The sequence below is a fragment of the Wenjunlia vitaminophila DSM 41686 genome, from assembly GCF_000380165.1.
Taxonomy (GTDB): Bacteria; Actinomycetota; Actinomycetes; order Streptomycetales; family Streptomycetaceae; genus Wenjunlia; species Wenjunlia vitaminophila.
The window spans coordinates 26757-47139 of record NZ_KB904691.1 but is presented as its reverse complement, the minus strand read 5'-3'; the positions used below and the strand labels follow the sequence as shown (position 1 = coordinate 47139).

Genomic DNA, 20383 nt, shown 5'->3' with positions numbered 1-20383 from the left:
GTGAGCCGCCACAGGCGACAAGGAGCGGTCATGGTGTTCCGCAGCGAGTACGGCGATGTGTCCGTGGTCGACCAGACCATCCACGACTTCGTGTTGAACGGCGCGTCGGCCCTCGGGGACCAGCCGGCCCTGGTGGACGGCACCGACGGCACCACCGTCAGCTACGCCCGACTCGACCATGACCACCGGCGGGTCGCCGCCGCGCTCGCCGCGTCAGGACTGCGCAAGGGTGACGTGCTCGCGCTGTTCAGCCCCAACACCCTCGCGTTCCCCACGGTGTTCTACGGCGCGACCAGGGCCGGCGCCACCGTCACCCTGGCCAGCGCCCTGGCCACCGCGGAGGACCTGGCGAAACAGTTGCGGGACAGCTCGGCCCGCTGGCTGGCCACCGTCTCCGGGCTGCTGCCCACCGCGCTGGCAGCCGTGGAACTCCTCGGCGAGCGGGCCGACCCGTTACCCGAGGTCCTGGTCTGCGACGGGGCGCCGGGGTACCGGAGCCTCGCCGACCTGCTGTCCTGCACCGCCGCCGAACCCGAGCTGACGTTCGACCCGGCCGAGGACGTCGCGGTCCTGCCGTACTCCTCCGGCACCACCGCGGCGCCCAAGGGGGTGATGCTCACCCACCGCAGCATCTCCACCAACCTCGTCCAGGTGGACGCGGCGCACCACCCGGACCCCGGCGACCGGCACCTGGCCGTGATTCCCTTCTTCCACATCTACGGCCTGACCGCGCTGCTCAACACCCCGCTGAGCCAGGGCGGCACGGTGGTGCTGCTGCCCAGGTTCGAACTGCGCACGTTCCTCTCCGCGATCGAGAGGTTCCGGATCAACCGGCTGTCCGTGGCCCCCCCGATCGTGCTGGCGCTGGCCAAGCACCCCGTGGTGGACGACTACGACCTGTCCAGCCTGAAGTCCATCGTCTGTGCCGCGGCGCCGCTCGACGCGGAGCTGTCCGTGACCTGCGCCCGCCGGCTCGGAGTGCCGTGCGTCCGACAGGCGTACGGCATGACCGAGCTGTCCCCCGGCAGCCACCTGATCGCCTTCGACGACCCCTGCCCGCCCCCCGGGGCCGTGGGCAAGCTCCTGCCCGGCACCCAGATGCGCATCGTCTCCGTGGACGATCCCGCCCTGGACCTCGGGGTGGACCAGACCGGTGAACTCCTGGTGCGCGGACCCCAGGTGATGAAGGGCTACCTCGGACAGCCCGAGGAGACCGACGCCATGGTGGACGCCGACGGCTGGCTGCACACCGGCGACGTCGGCCGGGTGGACGCCGCCGGCTACCTCTACGTGGTGGACCGGGTGAAGGAACTGATCAAACACAAGGGGTACCAGGTTCCCCCCGCCGAGCTCGAAGCGGTTCTGCTCACCCACGAGGGGGTGACGGACGCCGCCGTCATCGGCGTCCTGGACGACGACGGGAACGAGGTCCCCAAGGCGTACGTGGTCACCAGGGACGGGGTCCACCTGACCGAGGAGGAACTGATCGACTACGTGTCCCACCGGGTCGCGCCGTACAAGAAGGTCCGCGCGGTCGAGTTCATCGACGCGGTGCCCAAGGCCGCCTCCGGCAAGATCCTGCGCAGGGAGCTGCGCGCCCGGGCCAGGACCCGGCCGCCGGGCCGGCAACGGCACCCCGGGAACGACACCACGCCCGAGCGGCCCCGGGCCCAGCAGGCGTCCGGCACCCGTTCCACCCTGGGGCAGCGATGACGGCCGATCCGCTGGTCCGGCGCACCGACGAGGACGGCATCGCCGTCCTCACCCTGGACTCGCCGACCAACCGCAACGCCCTGTCCTTCCGGATGATGACCGCGCTGGACCAGAACCTCTCCGCCGCGGCGTGGGACCCGCAGGTGCGGGCGGTGCTGCTCACCCACGCCGGCGACGTCTTCTGTGCCGGGGCCGACCTCAGCGAGGCCACCGGCCGCAACGGGGGCCGGCGCCGCGGCGCCGCGGAGTCGGGTACGGCCGACGCGCTGCGCCGGTTGGCGTGGCTGCTGCGTTCCATGGTCGCCATGCGCAAGCCGGTGATCGCCCGGATCAACGGGCACGTGCGGGCCGGGGGACTCGGCCTCGTCGGGGCCTGTGACATCGCCATCGCGGGGCCCCGTTCCACGTTCGCCTTCACCGAGGCGCGGCTGGGCCTCGCCCCCGGGGTGATCTCGCTGCCCCTGCTGCCCCGGGTGGCGCCGCGCGCCGCGGCCCGCTACTACCTGACGGGGGAACGGTTCGACGCCGCGGAGGCCGCCAGGATCGGCCTGGTCACCGAGGCCGCCACCGATGTGGACCAGTCCCTGGCCCCCGTGCTCGACGGCCTGCGCAGGGCCTCGCCGCAGGGCCTTGCCGAGTCCAAGGCGATGGTCGCCGAGGAGGTGCTGCGCGCCTTCGACCGGGACGTCGAGGACTTCCTGCGCCGTTCCACCCGGCTGTTCGCCACCGCCGAGGCCATCGAGGGGATGACCGCGTTCCTGGAACGACGGCAGCCGGACTGGTCGCGCCCTGCTCGGGAGGGGCACCAGCGGGGGGACGAGGGCGACGACGCGGACCGGGGCCAGGTCTCCGGAGCCCACCGTGCGGCCCCCGCCTCCCCTCCCGACGCCGCGCGGCGCGCCGACCCCGCCGCCGGACCGGACGGGCTCACCGACCGGACCGGCCCCAGGTGACCGCCGACGCGGTCCGCGCCGTCCCCGAGAGTGACCCCCCACCGGCCAGGGCACCCAAACAGGACCGGAGCCGGGCCACCCGGCGCCGGCTGCTCGAGGCCGCCGTGGAGTGCCTCGCCGAACTTGGGTGGAACGGCAGCACCGTGTCCGTGGTCGCCAAGCGCGCCGGGGTCTCGCGCGGCGCGGCGCAGCACCACTTCAGGACCCGTGAGGAACTCTTCGCCGCCGCGGTCGAGGACGTCGCCGCGCGGCGCCTGGCCACGGTGCGGGCGCACGCCGCGTCCCTGCCCCCGGCGGGTCCGCGGCGCACCGAGGCCGTGGTGGAGATGCTGGTCCAGCTCTACACCGGGCCGTTGTTCCGGGCCGCCCTCCAACTGTGGGTCGCGGCCACCAACGACGAGCGTCCCCGTCCCCGGGTGACGGACCTCGAGGCCAGGGTCGGACGGGAGGCGCACCGGGCCGCGGTGGAGTTCCTGGGAGCGGACGAGTCCCGGCCGGGCGTGCGGGAGTCGGTGCAGGCCACGTTGGACCTCGCCCGGGGCCTGGGGCTGGCCGGGCTCCTCACCGACGACAGCGGGCGCCGTGCGCGGGTGGTGCGGCAGTGGGCCCGCACCCTGCACGGCGCCCTGCACGGGTCCCCGCCAGGGGACGTCCTGCCCCGCGACGTCCTGACCGGGGGAGGGCCGGGCGGGTGGGTAGGGTGCCACCATGGCGACACCTGACTTCGTGCGTGAGCTGCGGACCCAGGTGGGTTCCCAGCTCCTCTTCCTGCCCGGCGTGACGGCCCTGGTCTTCGACGACCGGGGCCGGCTGCTGCTGAACCGCCGCAGTGACACCGGCAACTGGGCCGTGCTCGGCGGCATCGTGGAACCGGGTGAGCAGCCGGCCGACGCCGCGGCGCGGGAGGTGCTCGAGGAGACCGGCGTACGGGTGGCGGTGGAACGTCTGGTCGCGGTGCTGACCAGTGAGGAGGTCAACTACCCCAACGGGGACCTGGCGCAGTTCCTCAGCGTGGTGTTCCGCTGCCGGGCGGTCTCCGGCGAGGCCCGGGTGGCCGACGACGAGTCGCTCGAGGTCGGCTGGTTCGCCCTGGACGCGCTCCCGAAACTGAGCGAACGCAGCCTGGCCGTGATCGCGTGTGCCGCCGGCGACGGCCCGGCGTGGTTCCGGGCCCCCCTGTCGTAGCCGTCCCGCCGTCACCGGCCGCCGTGGTGGCCGTCGTCCCGGTCACACCTTCCGGTACTGGTGCGCCTCCTCGGCCGCGGTGACCACGGCCTGTAGCGGCGCCCCCGCCGACGCGGTGACCAGCGCCCCCACCGCCCCCTCGACGAACGGGGCGTCCGCGAGCACCGTGCGTTCCGGCAGGTCGTCCTCCTCAGCGAGCAGCGCCTTGATCGTGAGCACCGCGCTGCCGAGGTCGGCGAGGACCACCACCCCGGCACCCCGGTCCACCTGGCGCGCCGCCTCGAGCACGGCGAGCGCGCTGGTGCCGAGACCACCGTCCTCGGTGCCGCCCGCCGCCGCGATCGGGGCCACGGGGTCCTTCCCGACGAGCCCCGTGGCCATGGCCGCGGTACTCGCCGCCACCTCCCGGCTGTGTGACACCAGCACCACCCCGACCAGGGGCCGCTCGCTGGTCAACCGGTCCCTCATGAAGCCTCCCTGGCTGTATCGGCGAGCGCGGCGACCAGCAGTGAGGTCGAGGTCGCTCCCGGATCCTGATGCCCGACACTGCGTTCTCCGAGGTAGCTGGCCCTGCCCTTGCGGGCCCGGAGCCCGATGGTGGCCTCCGCCCCGTCCCGGGCCGCGGCGGCTGCCGCGTCCAGCGCCCCTGCCAGGTCGGCGCCGCGCTCCAACGCCGCGCCGTACGCCTCGACCGCCGGGACCAGCGCGTCCAGCATGGTCTTGTCGCCCACCGCCGCGCCGCCGAGGTCGCGGACGCCGTCCACCGCGGCGCCGAGCGCGTCCCGCAACTGCTCCGCACTGACCCGTGGTTCCCCGCCCAGGGCCCGGCCCGCCCGGCGCAGTGCCGTCCCGTACAGCGGCCCCGAGGCACCACCGACCTTGCTTATGAGCTGACGACCCACCGCTGTCAGCACCCCGCCCGGCGTGTCCGGCGGTTCGCTGTCCACCGCCGCCGAGGCGGCGTCGAAACCACGGCGCATGTTGCTGCCGTGGTCGGCGTCGCCGATCGCCGAGTCCAGTTCGGTCAGGGCCGTCGCCTCACGCTCCACCACCGCGGTGACCCTGGTCAGCCACCGCCGGAAGAACGCGGCATCGAGCACCGCTTCCATCGCACTCCTTGTCACCCGACGGCCGGGGCAACCGGTCGTCGTCCGCCGTGCGCCGTCCCGGTCACCGGGTCAGCAGCCCCATCGCAGGCCGGGGGTCCGCACCGGGGCGTCCCACAGCCGGAGCAGTTCCTCGTCGGCGCGGCACAGAGTCACCGAGGCGCCGGCCATGTCGAGGGACGTCACATAGTTGCCCACCAGGGTGCGGGCCACACCGACGTGCCGCTGGCCCAGGATGCGCTGCACGTGCGAGCTGAACCCGTACAGTTCGAGCAACGGGGTGCCGCCCATCCCGTTGACCAACAACAGCACCGGTCCGCCCGGTGGCAGGTCCTCCAGGATGGCGTCCAGCGCCACGTCGGCGATCTCCTGGGCGGTCATCATCCCGCGCCGCTCCCGGCCGGGTTCGCCGTGGATGCCGACCCCGAGTTCCAGCTCCCCGGGCGGCAGGTCGAAGGTGGGGCTGCCCTTGGCCGGCGTGGTGCATGCGCTCAGCGCCACACCGAAGCTGCGCGAGCACTCGTTGACCTTCCTGGCCGTCGCCGCCACCCGGTCCAGCGGGGCCCCGGCCTCGGCCAGGGCCCCCGCGACCTTCTCCACGAACAGGGTGGCGCCGGTGCCGCGCCGCCCCGCGGTGTGGGTGCTGTCCGTCACCGCCACGTCGTCGTCCACCAGCACCTGCCGGACGTCGATCCCCTCGTCCTCGGCGAGCTCGGCGGCGAGCTTGAAGTTCAGGACGTCGCCGGTGTAGTTCTTCACGATGTGCAGCACCCCGGCCCCGCTGTGCACCGCGGCGGTCGCCCTGGCCATCTGGTCGGGAACCGGCGAGGTGAAGACCTCCCCGGGGCAGGCCGCGTCCAACATGCCCATGCCCACGTACCCGCCGTGCAGCGGCTCGTGCCCGGACCCGCCGCCGGAGACCACGCCCACCTTGTCCGCCACCGGTGCGTCCCGACGCACCACCAACCGGTTCTGCACGTCCACCGTCAGCTCGGGATGGGCAGCGGCCAACCCGCGCAGCGCGTCGGAGACGACGGTCTCGGGGACGTTGATCAGCATCTTCATCGCTACCTCCGGGCGAGCCTAGCACCTCCCGTCATACCCGGGGTCATCGCAGGTCAATGCGGGTGTCGTGGCGCCGCGCCGACGATGAGGAGGACAGGTGCAGGACAACTGACGTCGAGTCAGTGACACCCTCCCCCCGCCCGTGCCCGCTATGCCGAGGGACCGTGTCCGCCGAAGCCGGCCGGCTCCTTCCGGGGCGTCCCTTCGGGGCCGTCGGACCGCTGCGGGGCGTCGGCGGACTGGTCGAACTGGGTCCGGTAGAGCTCCTGGTACCGCGCCCCGGAGGCGAGCAGTTCGGCATGGGTGCCACGTTCCACCACCCGGCCGTCCTCGATCACCAGGATGAGGTCCGCCGAGCGCACCGTGGACAGCCGGTGCGCGATCACCACCGCGGTGCGCCCGGCGAGCGCCTCGCCCAGCGCCTCCTGCACCGCGGCCTCCGAGGTGGAGTCCAGGTGGGCGGTGGCCTCGTCGAGGATCACCACCTGGGGCCGGGCGAGCAGCAACCGGGCGATGGTGAGCCGCTGCCGTTCCCCACCGGAGAGGCGGTAGCCGCGCTCGCCGACCACCGTGTCGAGCCCGTCGGGCAGCGAGGCGACCAGCTCGTCGAGGCGGGCCCGGCGCAACGCGTCCCAGAGCTCCTCCTCGGTGGCACCGGGGCGGGCCAGGGTGAGGTTGGCCCGGACGGACTCGTGGAACAGGTGCCCGTCCTGGGTGACCATGCCGATGGTCTCCCGGAGCGAGTCGGTGGTCAGGTCCCGCACGTCCACCCCGGAGATCCGCACCGCGCCGGCGTCCACGTCGTACAGCCGCGGCAGCAACTGCGCCGTGGTGGACTTGCCGGCGCCGGAGGAGCCCACCAGCGCCACCATCTGGCCCGGCTCGGCCCGGAACGACACCCCGTGCAGCACCTCCTCGCCGCCGCGGGTGTCGAGGTTCGCCACCTCCTCCAGGGAGGCCAGGGACACCTTGTCCGCCGACGGGTAGGCGAAGTGGACGTCGTCGAACTCCACCGAGGCCGGGCCCTCGGGAACCGGACGGGCGTCCGGCCGCTCGCTGATCAGCGGTTCGAGGTCCAACACCTCGAAGACCCGCTCGAAGCTCACCAGCGCGCTCATCACCTCGACCCGCGCCGAGGCCAGCGCGGTCAGCGGGGCGTAGAGCCGGGTGAGCAGCAGCGCCAGGGCGACCACCGCGCCCGGGTCCAGGCTGCCGCGCAGCGCGTGGTACCCGCCGAGCCCGTAGACCAGGGCCAGCGCCAGGGCGGAGACCAGGGTCAGCGCGGTGACGAAGACGAACTGGACCATCGCGGTGCGCACCCCGATGTCCCGCACCCGCCGTGCCCGGGCGGCGAACTCCGCGGACTCGTTCGCCGGCCGACCGAACAGCTTGACCAGGGTGGCGCCCGGGGCGGAGAACCGTTCGGTCATCTGCGTGGTCATGGCCGCGTTGTGGTTCGCCGCCTCCCGCCGCAGCCGGGCCAGCCGGCCACCCATCCGCCGTGCGGGGAGCACGAACACCGGGAGCAGCACCAGGGCCAGCAGGGTGATCTGCCAGGAGAGGCGGACCATCACGGCGAGCGTGAGCACCAGGGTCACCAGGTTGCCGACCACTCCGGAGAGGGTGTCACTGAACGCGCGCTGGGCACCGATCACGTCGTTGTTCAACCGGCTCACCAGCGCGCCGGTGCGGGTGCGGGTGAAGAACGCCACCGGCATGCGCTGCACGTGGTCGAAGACGGCAGTGCGCAGGTGCAGGATCAGTCCTTCCCCGATGGTCGCGGACAACCAGCGGGCCACCAGGTTCAGCCCGGCCTCGGCCACCGCGATCACCGCGATCACCGTCGCCAGCCGGATCACCGTGTCGGAGGACCCGCCCTCGACGATGGTGTCCACCACCTGCCCGGCGAGCACGGGCGTCGCCACGGCCAGGGCCGCCGTCACCACGCTCAGCAACAGGAACCAGGTGAGTCTGCGCCGGTGCGGGCGGGCGAAGCCGCCGATCCTGCGCAACGTCTGCCGGGAGAACGGCCGGCGGTCCGCCTGCGCGGTCGCGGTGCGGTGCAACGACGACCAGGCGGTCATTTCCATGTCCATCAGCGGCCTCCCAGGGCGACCAACAACGACGTCCGATGCCAGGACGATAGAACCTCAAGGTTGCTTGAGGTCAAGCCGGTTCCGTTGCCGCGCCCCGAGTGGGGTCCCCGGCTCCCACCCGGCCCGGCGCCCGGCGGCGGCCCGCCGTCCGCACGTCCCCGCTCCACCCCCACGCCCCTTTGTTCCAGGGGTGATTGACCGGGAAGAGCGGCTGTCCGGGTGCTGGGAGATCGCTAGTCTGGTGACCCCACCACCTCGGGAGGAGACACACGTGGCGGAGAGCATGACCGAGCAGCCGGCCGCCGGCGAGGGTCAGGGCAAGAAGCCCAAGCTGGACCTGTCCGGTGCCGAATGGCTGTCCAGCACCCAGGGGGTCGGCGACGTGCAGATCGCGTTCGTCGAGGGCTACATCGCGATGCGGGACGGCAGGAACCCCGACGGCCCGGCGCTGATCTTCACCCCGGCCGAGTGGCGCGCCTTCGTCCTCGGCGCCCGCGACGGCGAGTTCGACCTGACCTGATCTGACCTGAGCGCCCCGGGTGGGCCCGAGCACGGGCACCGTGACACCCGGCCAGGACCGGCCGTCCACGGTGCCGGACCACGGGGGACGCCGGGCCGGGGCAGGCGGTTCGGCCACGTACGATGGCGCCATGTCGTTCCTGCGCCGCCGCTCCCCGAACACCCCCACGGGCCCTGACTTCGACGTGCTCGCCATGGACCCCGGGGACTGGCCCGGCAGCCTGGGGGCGGCGCTGCTCGCCGGCCCCGACGGAAGCTGCCAGGGCATCTTCCTGCGCTACGACCTGTACGGCGGGCGGGGCCCGGCAATGCTCATCGGCAACCTCCCCCAGGGGTCCCCGGCACGGGAAGTGGGCCCCGGTGCGGCGCCGTTCGAGGTGACGCAGCTCCTCGCGGCCCTGGAGAACGAGGAGCCGGTGCACGAGGTGGAGCGCGAGGACACCCCGGTGATGCACGGCGACAACCTGCTGATCGTGCGCCGGATCAAGGTCTCGGAGAGTCGGGTCGCCTGCGTCCAGTTCGACCGCGACGACGGCGTCCAGGTCACCATCGCCACCTGGGACCGGCCGATCACCGACGACCTGTACCAACTACTCAAGCCACTGCCCGCGGAGATGTTCCAGCAGGGCTGACCCCCGACCGCCACGGCGCCGGACGTGGCGGTCGGGGCGTGCCTCAGCGGGTGCTGACGGCCGCACGCACCGCCCGACGTGCCACGTGGCAGTCGTCGTGCAGGCGGCGCAGCACCAACCGACGGGCCTCGTTGGCCGCGAGGGTCGAGGGGGAGCAGTCCGCGCCGTACGCGGAGCGCTGGACCGCGGTCTCGTGGGTGCGGATCTCCCGGGTGAGCACCAGCATCAGGTTCACCAGGAAGGCGTCCCGCCACGTCGTCCCCTGGGACTGGGCGAGTTGGCTGAGTTGGCGCCGCGCCAGCGGCTCGTCACCCAGCACCGACCACAGGACCGCCAGGTCGTACCCGGGCAGGTACCAGCCGGCGCGCTGCCAGTCCAGCAGGGTGGGCCCGGAGGGCGACAGCAGCACGTGCGACAGCGAGGCGTTGCCGTGACAGAACTGCCCGGGGGCGTGGGTGAGGCCGCGCAGCAGTTGCTTCAGGTCGCTCACGTCCCGGTCGGTGAACAGCCCGAGGTCGTGGAAGCGTGTGATCTCCCCGACGTAGTCCAGCGGCGAGTCGAAGACGCCGGTCGGCGGGCGCCACAGGTTGAGCCGGCAGAAGGCGCCGATGGCGGCCCGGATGTCGGCGCGCGGCGGGGGGGACGCCGGGTGGCGCAGGGCCGCCGCCGGCCGCCCGGGCACCCGTTCCAGCACCAGCGCGCAGCTCTGTGGATCGGCCGCCACCAGCCGGGGTAACCGGGCCGGGGGGCGGTGCCGGACGAACCCCCGGTAGGCGACGATCTCCCGCCGGAACCTCTCGGTCCAGGCGGGGGAGTGGTCGAGCAGGCACTTCGCGACCACCGGCAACCGGCCGACCGTGCCAGCGAGCAGGACGGTGTGACTGTTGCGTCGCACCAGGTGCGTCGGGACGAACCCCGGCGATATCCGCTGCACCGAGCCGATCGCGGCTCGCAGCCGCACGCCGTGCGCACCGGTCAGGTCGATCCTGCTGCCGGTGCCCGGGGCAGGTCGTGGTCGGCCCGGTGCCGGGCGTGATCCGGTCACCCCCTCGACCTGCAGGGCCCCGGGGTCGGGGGAACGGCGACCGGGGCCCGCCGGGGGCGGGGCGACGCCGGCCCGGTTCTGGCGGGGCCGGGACTGGACGGACACTGAGGACGGGCTTGGATACATGATGGGGGAGGTGCTTCCCTTCCTGGCCTGACGGAGCGGCCGGCGGGGGGCCGGCGGACCACTGGCGTGCCGCCCCGCACGTGGGCGGCCGGGGGCGGGGCGGCACGGACGGCCGTCCGCCCGGCGGGACCGCACCCTGGGGAATGCGGTCGTCCGGCGCGACACCCCACCGTCCGCGCCCCGCACCCCCGGCCGGGGGAACGGGGTGGCGCGTTCCTACTGCACCGCCCCCAGCGCGTGGCACACCATCTGGCGGGCCCTGGCGAAGGCTGGCGAATGCTCGCAGCGGGTCGATCCGCGCCACTAGCCTCGAGACGCCGAGGAAACCTGGGGGCTGGAACGTGGGCAAGGAACCCAACACCCGACTCGCGGACCTGTTCGGGCTCACCGGATGGTCCAAGGGCGAACTGGCCCGGCTCGTCAACCGGAGGGCGGCCCTGATGGGTCATCCCCAGTTGGCGACCGACACCTCGCGGGTGCGCCGTTGGATCACCACGGGCGAGACCCCGCGCGATCCCGTGCCGAAGGTGTTGGCCACCTTGTTCACCGAGCGCCTCGGTCGTGTCGTGACCACTGAGGACCTCGGTTTCGAGGGGCGGCGGCGCACGGGAGGACACCTGCTCGGTGACTCCCTGCTCTGGCCGCCCGAGCGAACCGCGACGGTCCTCACCGAATTCACGGGAATGGACCTCATGCTCAACCGACGCGGTGTGGTGGGCGCGGGTGCGGCGCTCGCCGCAGGATCAGCACTCACCGGTGCCATGCACGACTGGCTGCTCGGCGATCCGGCGGTGGCCGCGAGCCGTTCCGCGGCCCCCTTCGGCTCCCCGCCCTCCGTGGACCCGGCCTCCGCGGACCGCTACGAGGCCGCGCCGGTGGGCGTGGAGGAGGTCGCGGCGCTGGAGAGATCCGTCGAGGTCTTCCGGGCCTGGGACGCCCACCGCGGTGGCGGACTCCAGCGGAAGGCGGTCGTCGGCCAGCTCAATGAGGTGGGCGGGATGCTCTCCTACCGGCACCCGGAGCACCTCAACCGCAGGCTCTGGGGCGTCGCCGCCAACCTCTCCGCGCTCGCCGGCTGGATGTCGCACGACGTGGGCCTGGAGTCCACCGCGCAGAAGTACTTCGTGATCGCGGTGCACGCCGCCCGGGAGGGCGGGGACCGTCCGCGCGCCGGTGAGGCGATGTCCCGGGCGGCCCGGCAGATGGTGCACCTCGGACGGCCGGGCGACGCCCTGGACCTGATGCGGCTCGCCGCCGTGGGGTCGGGTGAGGAGGCGTTGCCCCGCACCCGCGCCATGCTGCGGACCGTCGAGGCCTGGGCGCTGGCCTGCATGGGGCGGGGTCAGGACGTGCGGCGCACCCTCGGCGAGGCAGAGGAGCTGTTCGTCTCCGACCGGGACGACGGGCCGCAACCGGGCTGGATGCAGCTCTTCGACGAGGCCGACCTCCACGGCATGCAGGCCCTGGCGTACCGGTCGCTGGCCGAGCACGAACCGGCCGCCGCGGAGCCCGCCAAGGCCCACGCGAAGAAGGCCATCCACCTGCGCACCGAGGGCCGGCAACGGTCGATGATCTTCGACTACATCTCCATGGCGTCGGCCTGCTTCCTCGGTGACGACCCCGACCAGGCCGACCGCTACGCCCGGCTGGCACTGCTCAGCATCGGGGAGACCTCCTCCCACCGCACCTGGGACCGGCTCCGTGAGATGTACCGGCTCAGCGCCGCGTACGCCGACCAGGCGGACATCCGGCAGCTCCGTGCGGAGATCAAAGAGGTGATGCCGAGCGGGCCCGGCCGCGGGGCGCGGGTGTAGTCGTCACCCGGGCCTGCCGCGGATCCGGTGGACGGTCCGTGAGGCTCCACCGTCCACCGTGGGGGTGGCCCTTGCGGGACGTTCATGGACTTATCGTGTGTTTCGGGCGTAAGGCTGAAAGGTGGGGGTCCACCCGGTACGCTGCGTCTCTCGACGGCACCTGACTGTGTCCGGACGGCCCGCAACGGGGTCCCGTCTGGCGTGGATCAAGCGATGTTTCCCCTGCCAGGGTTAAGGATGCCGGTCAAGGGCAGGGAAAATCCCGTTGCCACCGCGCAACCTGACACCGGATGCTGACCTCATGTTCGACCCAGACATAGCGCCCAGCGGGTCCCTTCTCGGTCTTCTGCAAAGAGGCCGAGGGGACGGGACCCTGCACGCCCTCGCGGCGCGGCGGGCCGACGCGCTCGCCGCGTTGGAGAGTTGCGTCCTGCGCGACCCCCGCCGGGACTGGCGCGTGGAGTCGCGCTCCCTGTACTACGCCCGGTTGTACAGCGAGCTCGAGGGCGAACTGGACGGGATCGAGCACCACCTCTTCCACCCCGACGACTCCCTGGACGACGACGAGCAGCGCACCGGCCTCGCGCTGTCCGTCCTCGGCCACCTCACAGGCTACGGCCGGCGGGACGCCCGGGACCTGCTGCGCGGGTACGCCGCCGTGGGCGCCAACTGGGCCTGGGCCCTGGACGAGCTCGCCCTGCGGGACGACGACGAGGGGTTGCGGGCACTCGGTCCCGCCGTACTGGCCAGGTTCCCCGGCGACCGCGACGGCGACGCCGCGCTGTGCCGTGCGGTCACCGAGGCGTACGAGCCGAGGCCCTGGCGGCTGTGGGCCCTGGACCACCCCCGGGTCCGCGCCGCCCAGGAACAGGCCAGTTTCAGCCGCTGGCAACGCCAGCTACGGCCCAGCGGCCCCACCCCGGGCTGGAGCGTGACGGAGGTGCTCGCCTGGGCCCAGGCCGGCCTCGACGCCCACCCGGCCGAACACCGCGACGCGCCCGCCGCGCGCTGCCTGGCCGTGGTCGCCACCCCGCAGGACCGCCCGGAACTCCTGCTCGCCGCCCGCCGGGGCCCGGAGGCCGCCCGCGCCGCGGCCCTGCGCCACCTCGTCGACCGCCACGACCCCGCGGCGCTCGCCCTCGTCGAGTGCGCCGCCGCCGACCCGCTGCCCCGGGTGTCCCACGTCGCCCTCGAGGTCTTCCAGCGGATGCGCACCGACGAGGCCCTGCAACGGGCCAGGGCGTGGTGCGTCCGCGACGACTCCCTCGGCCTGGCAGCCGCCCGGATGCTCGCCTGCGCCGGGAGCGAGCGCGACGCCCCGGCGGTGCTGGCCGCCCTGCGCCGCCAGGTCCGGTGCGAGGGCCCCGACGGCCCGGGCCTGGCCGCCCTGGTGGAGGGCGTCGCCAGGTTCCCCGTGCCCTGCGCCGCCCCGCTGCTGCGCCACGTCTACCGCGAGACCTCCTCCTCCCACCTGCGGGGCACCGTCGCCCACGCGCTCTCTGCGTGTGACCCGTCGTTCCCCGAGGGGTTCGCGGTGGAGTGCCTCTGGGACTGTGAGGAGAACACCCGGGAACTGGCCGCGAGACACGCCGCCATCGGTGACGTCCGGGTGCTGGCCCGACTGCGCAGGCTCGCCGCCGACCCGGCGGAGGAGGCAGAGGTGCAGACCGCCGTCCGGGGCCGGCTCAGGGCGAACTGACCCCGCGTGTGCACTCTTCGGGGCCGGGGCCGGGTCGGCTTTGGGACAATGCCCGCATGACTGGGCGCTGGGAGTTCTGGATCGACCGCGGCGGCACCTTCACCGACGTGGTGGGCCGCCGACCCGACGGCCGGCTGATCACCGGCAAGCTGCTCTCGCACAACCCCGACCAGTACCAGGACGCCGCCGTCACCGGAATCCGCCGGATGCTCGGTCTCGCCCCCGACGAGCTGATCCCCACCGAGCGGATCGACATCGTCAAGATGGGGACCACGGTCGCCACCAACGCGCTGCTCGAGCGCAGGGGCGACCCCACCGTCCTGGTGACCACCGAGGGGTTCCGGGACGCCCTGCGGATCGCCTACCAGAACCGCCCCCGGCTGTTCGACCGGCACATCGTCCTGCCACACGTCCTGTACGACCGGGTCATCGAGGTGCCCGAGCGGATGGACGCGCACTCCGGGGTCGTCCGGCCCCTCGACCTGGCCGCCGCCACCGAGGCCCTGCGCTCCGCGCACGCCGACGGGCTGCGCAGCGCCGCCGTGGTCTTCATGCACGGCTACCGCCACCCCGAACACGAACTCGCTGTCGCGGCCGTCGCCCGCGAGCTGGGGTTCACCCAGGTGAGCTGCTCCCACGAGGTCAGCCCGCTGATGAAACTGGTCTCCCGCGGGGACACCACGGTGGTGGACGCCTACCTCTCGCCGATCCTGCGCCGCTACGTCGAGCAGGTGGCGAAGGAGCTGCGGGGCGTCCGGCTGATGTTCATGCAGTCCAACGGGGGGCTGCGGGAGGCCGCGCACTTCCGGGGCAAGGACGCGGTGCTCTCCGGACCGGCCGGTGGCGTGGTCGGCATGGCCCGCACCTCCGCCCTGGCCGGGTTCGACCGGGTGATCGGGTTCGACATGGGGGGCACCTCCACCGACGTCTCGCACTACGCCGGGGAGTTCGAGCGGGTCTTCGGCACCCAGGTGGCCGGGGTCCGCATGCGGGCACCGATGATGAACATCGACACGGTGGCCGCGGGCGGCGGGTCCGTCCTGCACTTCGACGGCCAGCGCTACCGGGTGGGCCCGGACTCCGCGGGGGCGGTGCCGGGGCCCGCCTGCTACCGCAGGGGCGGCCCGCTCACCGTCACCGACGCCAACGTGATGCTCGGCAGGGTGCAGCCCGACCACTTCCCGGCGGTGTTCGGCCCGGAGGCGAACCAGCCACTGGACGCGGACACCGTGCGGGTGAGGTTCCAACGGCTCGCCGAGGAGATCGCCGCGGCCACCGGTGACCGGCGCACCCCCGAGGAGGTCGCCGCCGGCTTCCTGGACATCGCCGTGCTCAACATGGCGAACGCGGTCAAGAAGATCTCCGTCCAGCGCGGCCACGACGTCACCCGCTACGCGCTCACCAGCTTCGGCGGTGCCGGGGGCCAGCACGCCTGCGCGGTCGCGGACGCGCTCGGTGTCGAGACCGTGATCGTCCCGCCGCTGGCCGGTGTGCTGTCCGCGTACGGCATCGGGGTGGCCGACGCCACGGCCATCCGCGAACAGTCCGTGGAGGCCGAGCTCAGCGCGGAGAGCATGCCCCGGGTGCGGGGGACCCGCGCCCGGCTCGCCGAGCGGACCAGGGCCGAGCTGCGCGCGGACGGCGTACCCGACGGGACGGTGACCACCACCACCCGGGTGCACCTGCGCTACGCCGGCACCGACTCCAGCCTCGCCGTCCCGTTCCCGAACGAGCCGTCCCGTGCCGACCAGGACGCCGCCCCGCCCGGGGCCGCCGCGTCGGACCCGGACGTCGTCGCCGCGCTGACCGCGGCCTTCGAACGGGCGCACCGCACCCGGTACGCGTTCGCCATGGACAAGCCGCTGGTGGTCGAGGCCGTCTCGGTGGAGGCCGTCGGCTCCTCCGGCTCGGCCCACCGGCCGGCCGCGACGCCCTCCGCCAGGACCGGGATGCTGGAACCGGTGGCGACCGCGCGGATGTTCGCCGGGGGCCGGTGGCAGGAGACGCTGCTGTACCGGCGGGACGACCTGAGGCCCGGGGACGCCGTCGCGGGGCCGGCGATCGTCACCGAGGACGACGCCACCACCGTGGTGGAACCGGACTGGCAGGCCGCCGTGGGGGACCACGGGCACCTGCTGCTGACCCGGGTCAGGCCCCGGCCGCGCCGCGTCGCGGTGGGCACCGAGGTGGACCCGGTGCTCCTCGAGGTCTTCAACAACCTCTTCATGGCCATCGCCGAGCAGATGGGGGTGCGCCTGGAGAACACCGCGCACTCGGTCAACATCAAGGAGCGGCTCGACTTCTCCTGCGCGCTGTTCGACCCCGAGGGCAACCTGATCGCCAACGCCCCGCACATCCCGGTCCACCTCGGGTCCATGGGGGAGTCCATCAAGGAGGTGCTGCGCCGCAACGCGGGGACGATGCGGCCCGGCGACGTGTACGCCATCAACGACCCGTACCACGGCGGCACCCACCTGCCGGACGTCACCGTGGTCACCCCGGTCTTCGACGAGGAGTCCCCCGCGGAGCCCGGGCCCACCGACGCACCGCCGGGCGGCGGAGGGCCGGTCGGCGGGGACGGCGCCCGGCCACGGCTGCTGTTCCTCGTCGCGTCCCGCGGCCACCATGCCGAGATCGGCGGCCTCACCCCGGGCTCCATGCCCGCGTTCAGCCGCACCGTGCACGAGGAAGGGGTGCTGTTCGACAACTGGCTGCTGGTCAGGGACGGCAGGCTGCGGGAGGCCGAGACCCTGGAGCTGCTCACCTCGGCCCCGTACCCCTCCCGGGACCCGGACGCCAACCTCGCCGACCTGCGGGCGCAGATCGCCGCCAACGAGAAGGGGATCAGCGAACTGCGACGGATGATCGCCCAGTTCGGCCTCGACGCGGTGCAGGCGTACATGCGGCACGTCCAGGACAACGCCGAGGAGTCGGTCCGCCGGATCGTCGCCGACCTCTCCGACGGCGCCTACCGCTACCGCACCGACAGCGGCGCGCTGATCCAGGTCGTGCTGCGGGTGGACCGGGACAGCCGCAGCGCGGTGCTGGACTTCACCGGCACCTCGCCCCAGCAGCCCGGCAACGTCAACGCGCCGACGTCCGTGGTGATGGCCGCCGTGCTCTACGTCTTCCGCACCCTGGTCGCCGACGACATCCCGCTCAACAGCGGCTGCCTGAAACCGCTGGAGGTGAGCATCCCCGAGGGCTCCATGCTGGCGCCCCGGTACCCCGCGGCGACCGTGGCGGGGAACGTGGAGACGTCCCAGGCGGTGACCAGCGCCCTGTACGGGGCGCTCGGTGTGCAGGCCGAGGGGGCGGGGACCATGAACAACCTCACCTTCGGCAACGACCGGGTCCAGTACTACGAGACCATCGCCAGCGGCTCGGGGGCGGGTGACGGGTTCCACGGTGCCGACGTGGTGCAGACCCACATGACCAACTCCCGGCTCACCGACCCCGAGGTGTTGGAGTGGCGCTATCCGGTCCGGGTGGACGGCTTCGCCGTCCGGGAGGGCAGCGGGGGCCGCGGACGGTGGCACGGGGGCCGCGGCGCGGTGCGCCGGCTGCGCTTCCTGGAGCCGATGACCGTGGCGCTGCTCTCCGGCAACCGCCGCACGGCCCCGTTCGGGCTGGCCGGCGGGGAGCCCGGCGCGCCGGGCAGGAACCTCGTCGAACGCGCCGACGGCACGGTCACCGAACTCGCCGGGAACGACGTGACGGACGTCGCCCCCGGCGACGTGCTGGTCGTGCACACCCCCGGTGGCGGCGGCTTCGGGACCCCTCAGGACGACGCCCCGTGACGGCGCGTCACCCCCTCCGGGAGGGTCCGCGGCGCGTGTACCGGCAGGCCGGGAACCGCCCCACCGGGACGGAGGCGTCCGTGGCAGCCCCTAGTCTGTGCGGGTGACCGCCACCGTTTCCCGGCCAGCGCCCGGGCCCGCCGCGGACGAGGGGCTCGCCCGCCGCCTGCGCGCGCTCGCCTGCACCGCGCCGTTGCACGACCTGGACGCCCGCAAGGCGAACCTGGCCGGGGAGTACGCGGTGTACTCCATGGCGGAGGTGGCGTTGGCGGCGATCGACCTGGTGACGTTGAGCATGGACTTCGACACGGGGGCGGAGCACGAGCAGGTGATCGGCCGGCTGCTGCCCCGGGTCGCTGCCCAGGCGCCGGAGCGCCCCGCGGAGGAGCACGAGCGGGTCGCCCGTTGGGTGCTGGAGAATCTGATCAACGTCGGCAGCGTGGACCGCGGGTTCCGCGCGGTGTACGGGACGTTCGGACCGGACGGCGCCTACGTCCGCCGGGACTACGACTTCAAGCTGATCGAGGAGGTCCCCGGGCCCGACGGCGGCGTCTACCTGCGCACCACCGACGAGGCGGTCAACGTGCTGGTGGGTGCGCTGGACACGGACGTCACCAGCGCCCAGATCGCCGCCGAGGTCAAGCTCGAGGTGCTCATCGGGCGCGGACGGCTCGCCGACGCGCAGCTCGCCGCGGAACAGGCGCGGTACCGCACGGTGCAGTACGCCGAGTCGCTCCGCCGCGCCCTGGAGGCCACGCGACGAGACGTGCGCGCCGTGGACTGGCTGAACCGCGTGCCGGACCTGATCGCCGAGGCGCTTGAGCACGTCGCCGACCGGTACCGCCACGAGAACGCCATCCTGACCAACATCCGCCGGGTCAGGGACGAGGCGGACGCCGACGACCCCAGGAAGGCCGAGCACAAGCGGCGGGCCGCGGAGCTGGTGGACATCGTCAAGGACTGCATCCGTCGGCACACCCAGCTCCAGTCCCGGCTGCTGGAGGCCGGACCCCTGTTCCGGGCCGAGCAGGACCGCCAGGCGTTCGCCGCGCCGCCCGGCCGGGCCGGCACCGACCTGTACGGGCAGCTCCTGGCCCCGTTGCTGCCGATGCCCGTGGCCGACGCGACCCGGGTCACCGACGCCTTCTTCGCCCGGGGCGCCGGGTTGCGCAACCCCGCCGCGGTGCGCGTCGCGGACCTGGTGGAGCTGCTGCTCTCCCCGCCGCTCGAGCGCGACCACCTGGGCGCCGAGCTGCCCGAGCCCGAGCTGGTGGCCACCCCGGACGACAGCCGGTTCACGTCCCGTCAGATGGACACCGCGCTGCGGCTGCTCGACCTGCCGGCCGACGCCCCGCGCCGGCTCTCCGGCCTGCTCACCGAGGCCCGCACCCTCGACCCCGAGCTGCCCTACCTGGTGACGCTGCTCGCCGTGCACGCGGCGAGTCCTCCGGTGGGGGTCGCGTACCGGCAGGGCGAGCGGCGGCTGTTGTTCGCCAGGGACGACGGGACGCCCCTGGACGACCCCGAGTTCGGCGGGGCGGACCTGATCGTCGGAACCGCGCTGCTCGACGTCACCGGGATGGCCGCGGAGCGCGCGTCATGACCGCGCCCGGGCCGGAAGGACGGACCCCGGGGCGCCGTGCACGCCCCGGCGTCAGCGGCTGGACACGCGCCCGGACGGGCGGCAGGAAGGGACCCCGACCGTGACCGACACCCCAGCGGAGCCCTACGCCCCCGCGCCGGGCGGGGGGTACGACGACGTTCCCGGCGGCGACCGGCGGCGCGAGGACCGCGGTCCGGCCCCGGTCACCCCCGCCGACGTGACGGACGCCGCCCGGCTGGTGGCGTTCGGCCTGCGCACCCGGCTCCTGCCGGCCCGCGACCCGCAGTACGCCGAGCTGATCCGCAGGCACGGCGAGGACCCCTCCTTCGCCCGGCTCGTCGACGCGGTCGCCGCCGGCCTGGGACTGGTGGTGCTCGAGGTGTCCACTAGGGCGGGGATGGCGGTGGCCGCCGCCGAGGACTCGGTGTTCGGAGTGCGCCTGGGGGACTACTCCCGCCGTGCCGCCGCCGACTCCACGGACCGCTTCCTGCACGGGCTCGCCCACCTGGCCGTGGCCGCGCTCGCGTTCCCCCGCCCCCAGGACCTGGCCGACGACGGCTACGTCGGGCGGATCAGCGTGCACGGGGTGGACGCGTTCGTCCGGCAGGCGTGCCGCCGCCTCCAGGAAAGGGCGGAACAGGCCGGGGAGAACACCGATCCCGCGTCGGAGAGCCCCGGCCTCGAAGCCGCCTGGCGGGTGTACACCCGGCGCAGCGCCACCGGGGCGACGAAGGACGCCCGCAGGCTCTCCGGCTCCACCACGGGAATCGTGGGCAAGGCCGTGGCCTTCCTGGCCGACTCCGGGTTCCTGCACCGGACCGGGGACGAGGCGGGCGGCACGTACCGCACCACCGCCCGGTACCAGCTCCAGGTCCGCGACCTGGCGTCGAGCGCGGCCATGGCCGAGCTCCTCGACCTGGGGGTGGTTCCGATCAGCGACGGCACCCCGGTGCTGCTGCCGGGCGACCAGGACGAGGACCTGGCGGACGGCGCCGTCCTGCCGTACCACTCCCTGACCTGACCTGAT

16 protein-coding genes are annotated in these 20383 nt (G+C 73.7%); 11 read left to right on the top strand and 5 right to left on the bottom strand.

Annotated elements, in window-relative coordinates; translation table 11 throughout:
• Positions 1–30 precede the first annotated feature (30 nt).
• From A3IG_RS0119930 to A3IG_RS0119915, 4 genes are read left to right on the top strand one after another with little or no spacing between them, the layout of a single operon-like run.
• Entirely contained in the window at positions 31–1713 is a 1683-nt protein-coding gene (locus A3IG_RS0119930) for an AMP-binding protein (protein WP_018385353.1), read from the top strand.
• Entirely contained in the window at positions 1710–2666 is a 957-nt protein-coding gene (locus A3IG_RS30570; protein WP_018385352.1) for an enoyl-CoA hydratase family protein, read from the top strand. Before A3IG_RS0119930 ends, A3IG_RS30570 begins: the two co-directional genes overlap by 4 nt.
• Positions 2663–3388, top strand: a complete 726-nt coding sequence (locus A3IG_RS0119920) for a TetR/AcrR family transcriptional regulator (RefSeq protein ID WP_018385351.1) — start codon at positions 2663–2665, stop codon at positions 3386–3388. The genes A3IG_RS30570 and A3IG_RS0119920 overlap by 4 nt, the downstream gene beginning before the upstream one ends.
• The gene (locus A3IG_RS0119915) at positions 3375–3851 is read left to right on the top strand and encodes an NUDIX hydrolase (protein ID WP_018385350.1); all 477 of its coding nucleotides are present in this window, start codon (positions 3375–3377) and stop codon (positions 3849–3851) included. The genes A3IG_RS0119920 and A3IG_RS0119915 overlap by 14 nt, the downstream gene beginning before the upstream one ends.
• 42 nt (positions 3852–3893) lie before the next feature.
• On the opposite strand, the gene A3IG_RS0119910 is transcribed toward A3IG_RS0119915, so the two are convergent.
• The 4 genes from A3IG_RS0119910 to A3IG_RS30565 form a co-directional block, all read right to left on the bottom strand.
• Positions 3894–4319, bottom strand: coding sequence for a PTS-dependent dihydroxyacetone kinase phosphotransferase subunit DhaM (locus A3IG_RS0119910; protein ID WP_018385349.1), 426 nt, complete (start codon positions 4317–4319; stop codon positions 3894–3896).
• Positions 4316–4951, bottom strand: a complete 636-nt coding sequence (gene dhaL / locus A3IG_RS0119905) for a dihydroxyacetone kinase subunit DhaL (protein WP_026220454.1) — start codon at positions 4949–4951, stop codon at positions 4316–4318. The genes A3IG_RS0119910 and dhaL overlap by 4 nt, the downstream gene beginning before the upstream one ends.
• 78 nt (positions 4952–5029) lie before the next feature.
• Positions 5030–6022: a dihydroxyacetone kinase subunit DhaK gene (gene dhaK / locus A3IG_RS0119900; RefSeq protein ID WP_018385347.1), complete on the bottom strand. Its 993-nt coding sequence runs from the start codon at positions 6020–6022 to the stop codon at positions 5030–5032.
• Between the two features lie 149 nt (positions 6023–6171).
• Positions 6172–8118, bottom strand: coding sequence for an ABC transporter ATP-binding protein (locus A3IG_RS30565; RefSeq protein WP_078500720.1), 1947 nt, complete (start codon positions 8116–8118; stop codon positions 6172–6174).
• 271 nt (positions 8119–8389) lie between these two features.
• On the opposite strand from A3IG_RS30565, the gene A3IG_RS0119890 reads away from it, so the two are divergent.
• Both A3IG_RS0119890 and A3IG_RS0119885 read left to right on the top strand, forming a co-directional pair.
• Positions 8390–8638, top strand: a complete 249-nt coding sequence (locus tag A3IG_RS0119890) for a DUF397 domain-containing protein (protein WP_018385345.1) — start codon at positions 8390–8392, stop codon at positions 8636–8638.
• Positions 8639–8768: 130 nt separating this feature from the next.
• A complete protein-coding gene (locus A3IG_RS0119885) occupies positions 8769–9269 on the top strand; it encodes a hypothetical protein (RefSeq protein ID WP_026220453.1) in 501 nt (166 codons plus the stop codon).
• Between the two features lie 43 nt (positions 9270–9312).
• Here A3IG_RS0119885 and A3IG_RS0119880 read toward each other — a convergent pair whose 3' ends face one another.
• Complete coding sequence (locus A3IG_RS0119880) at positions 9313–10440, bottom strand: aminoglycoside phosphotransferase family protein (protein WP_026220452.1); 1128 nt, start codon at positions 10438–10440, stop codon at positions 9313–9315.
• 341 nt (positions 10441–10781) lie between these two features.
• Between A3IG_RS0119880 and A3IG_RS0119875 the strand changes: the two genes are divergently transcribed.
• The 5 genes from A3IG_RS0119875 to A3IG_RS0119855 all read left to right on the top strand — a co-directional run bounded on the left by A3IG_RS0119875 (position 10782) and on the right by A3IG_RS0119855 (position 20377).
• Complete coding sequence (locus A3IG_RS0119875) at positions 10782–12254, top strand: DNA-binding protein NsdB (RefSeq protein WP_018385342.1); 1473 nt, start codon at positions 10782–10784, stop codon at positions 12252–12254.
• 301 nt (positions 12255–12555) lie between these two features.
• A complete protein-coding gene (locus A3IG_RS0119870) occupies positions 12556–13953 on the top strand; it encodes a hypothetical protein (protein WP_026220451.1) in 1398 nt (465 codons plus the stop codon).
• Between the two features lie 56 nt (positions 13954–14009).
• Positions 14010–17753, top strand: coding sequence for a hydantoinase B/oxoprolinase family protein (locus tag A3IG_RS0119865; RefSeq protein WP_018385340.1), 3744 nt, complete (start codon positions 14010–14012; stop codon positions 17751–17753).
• 97 nt (positions 17754–17850) lie between these two features.
• Positions 17851–19356, top strand: a complete 1506-nt coding sequence (locus A3IG_RS0119860) for a hypothetical protein (RefSeq protein ID WP_018385339.1) — start codon at positions 17851–17853, stop codon at positions 19354–19356.
• 100 nt (positions 19357–19456) lie between these two features.
• The gene (locus tag A3IG_RS0119855) at positions 19457–20377 is read left to right on the top strand and encodes a hypothetical protein (RefSeq protein ID WP_018385338.1); all 921 of its coding nucleotides are present in this window, start codon (positions 19457–19459) and stop codon (positions 20375–20377) included.
• The last annotated feature ends 6 nt before the right edge of the window (positions 20378–20383 follow it).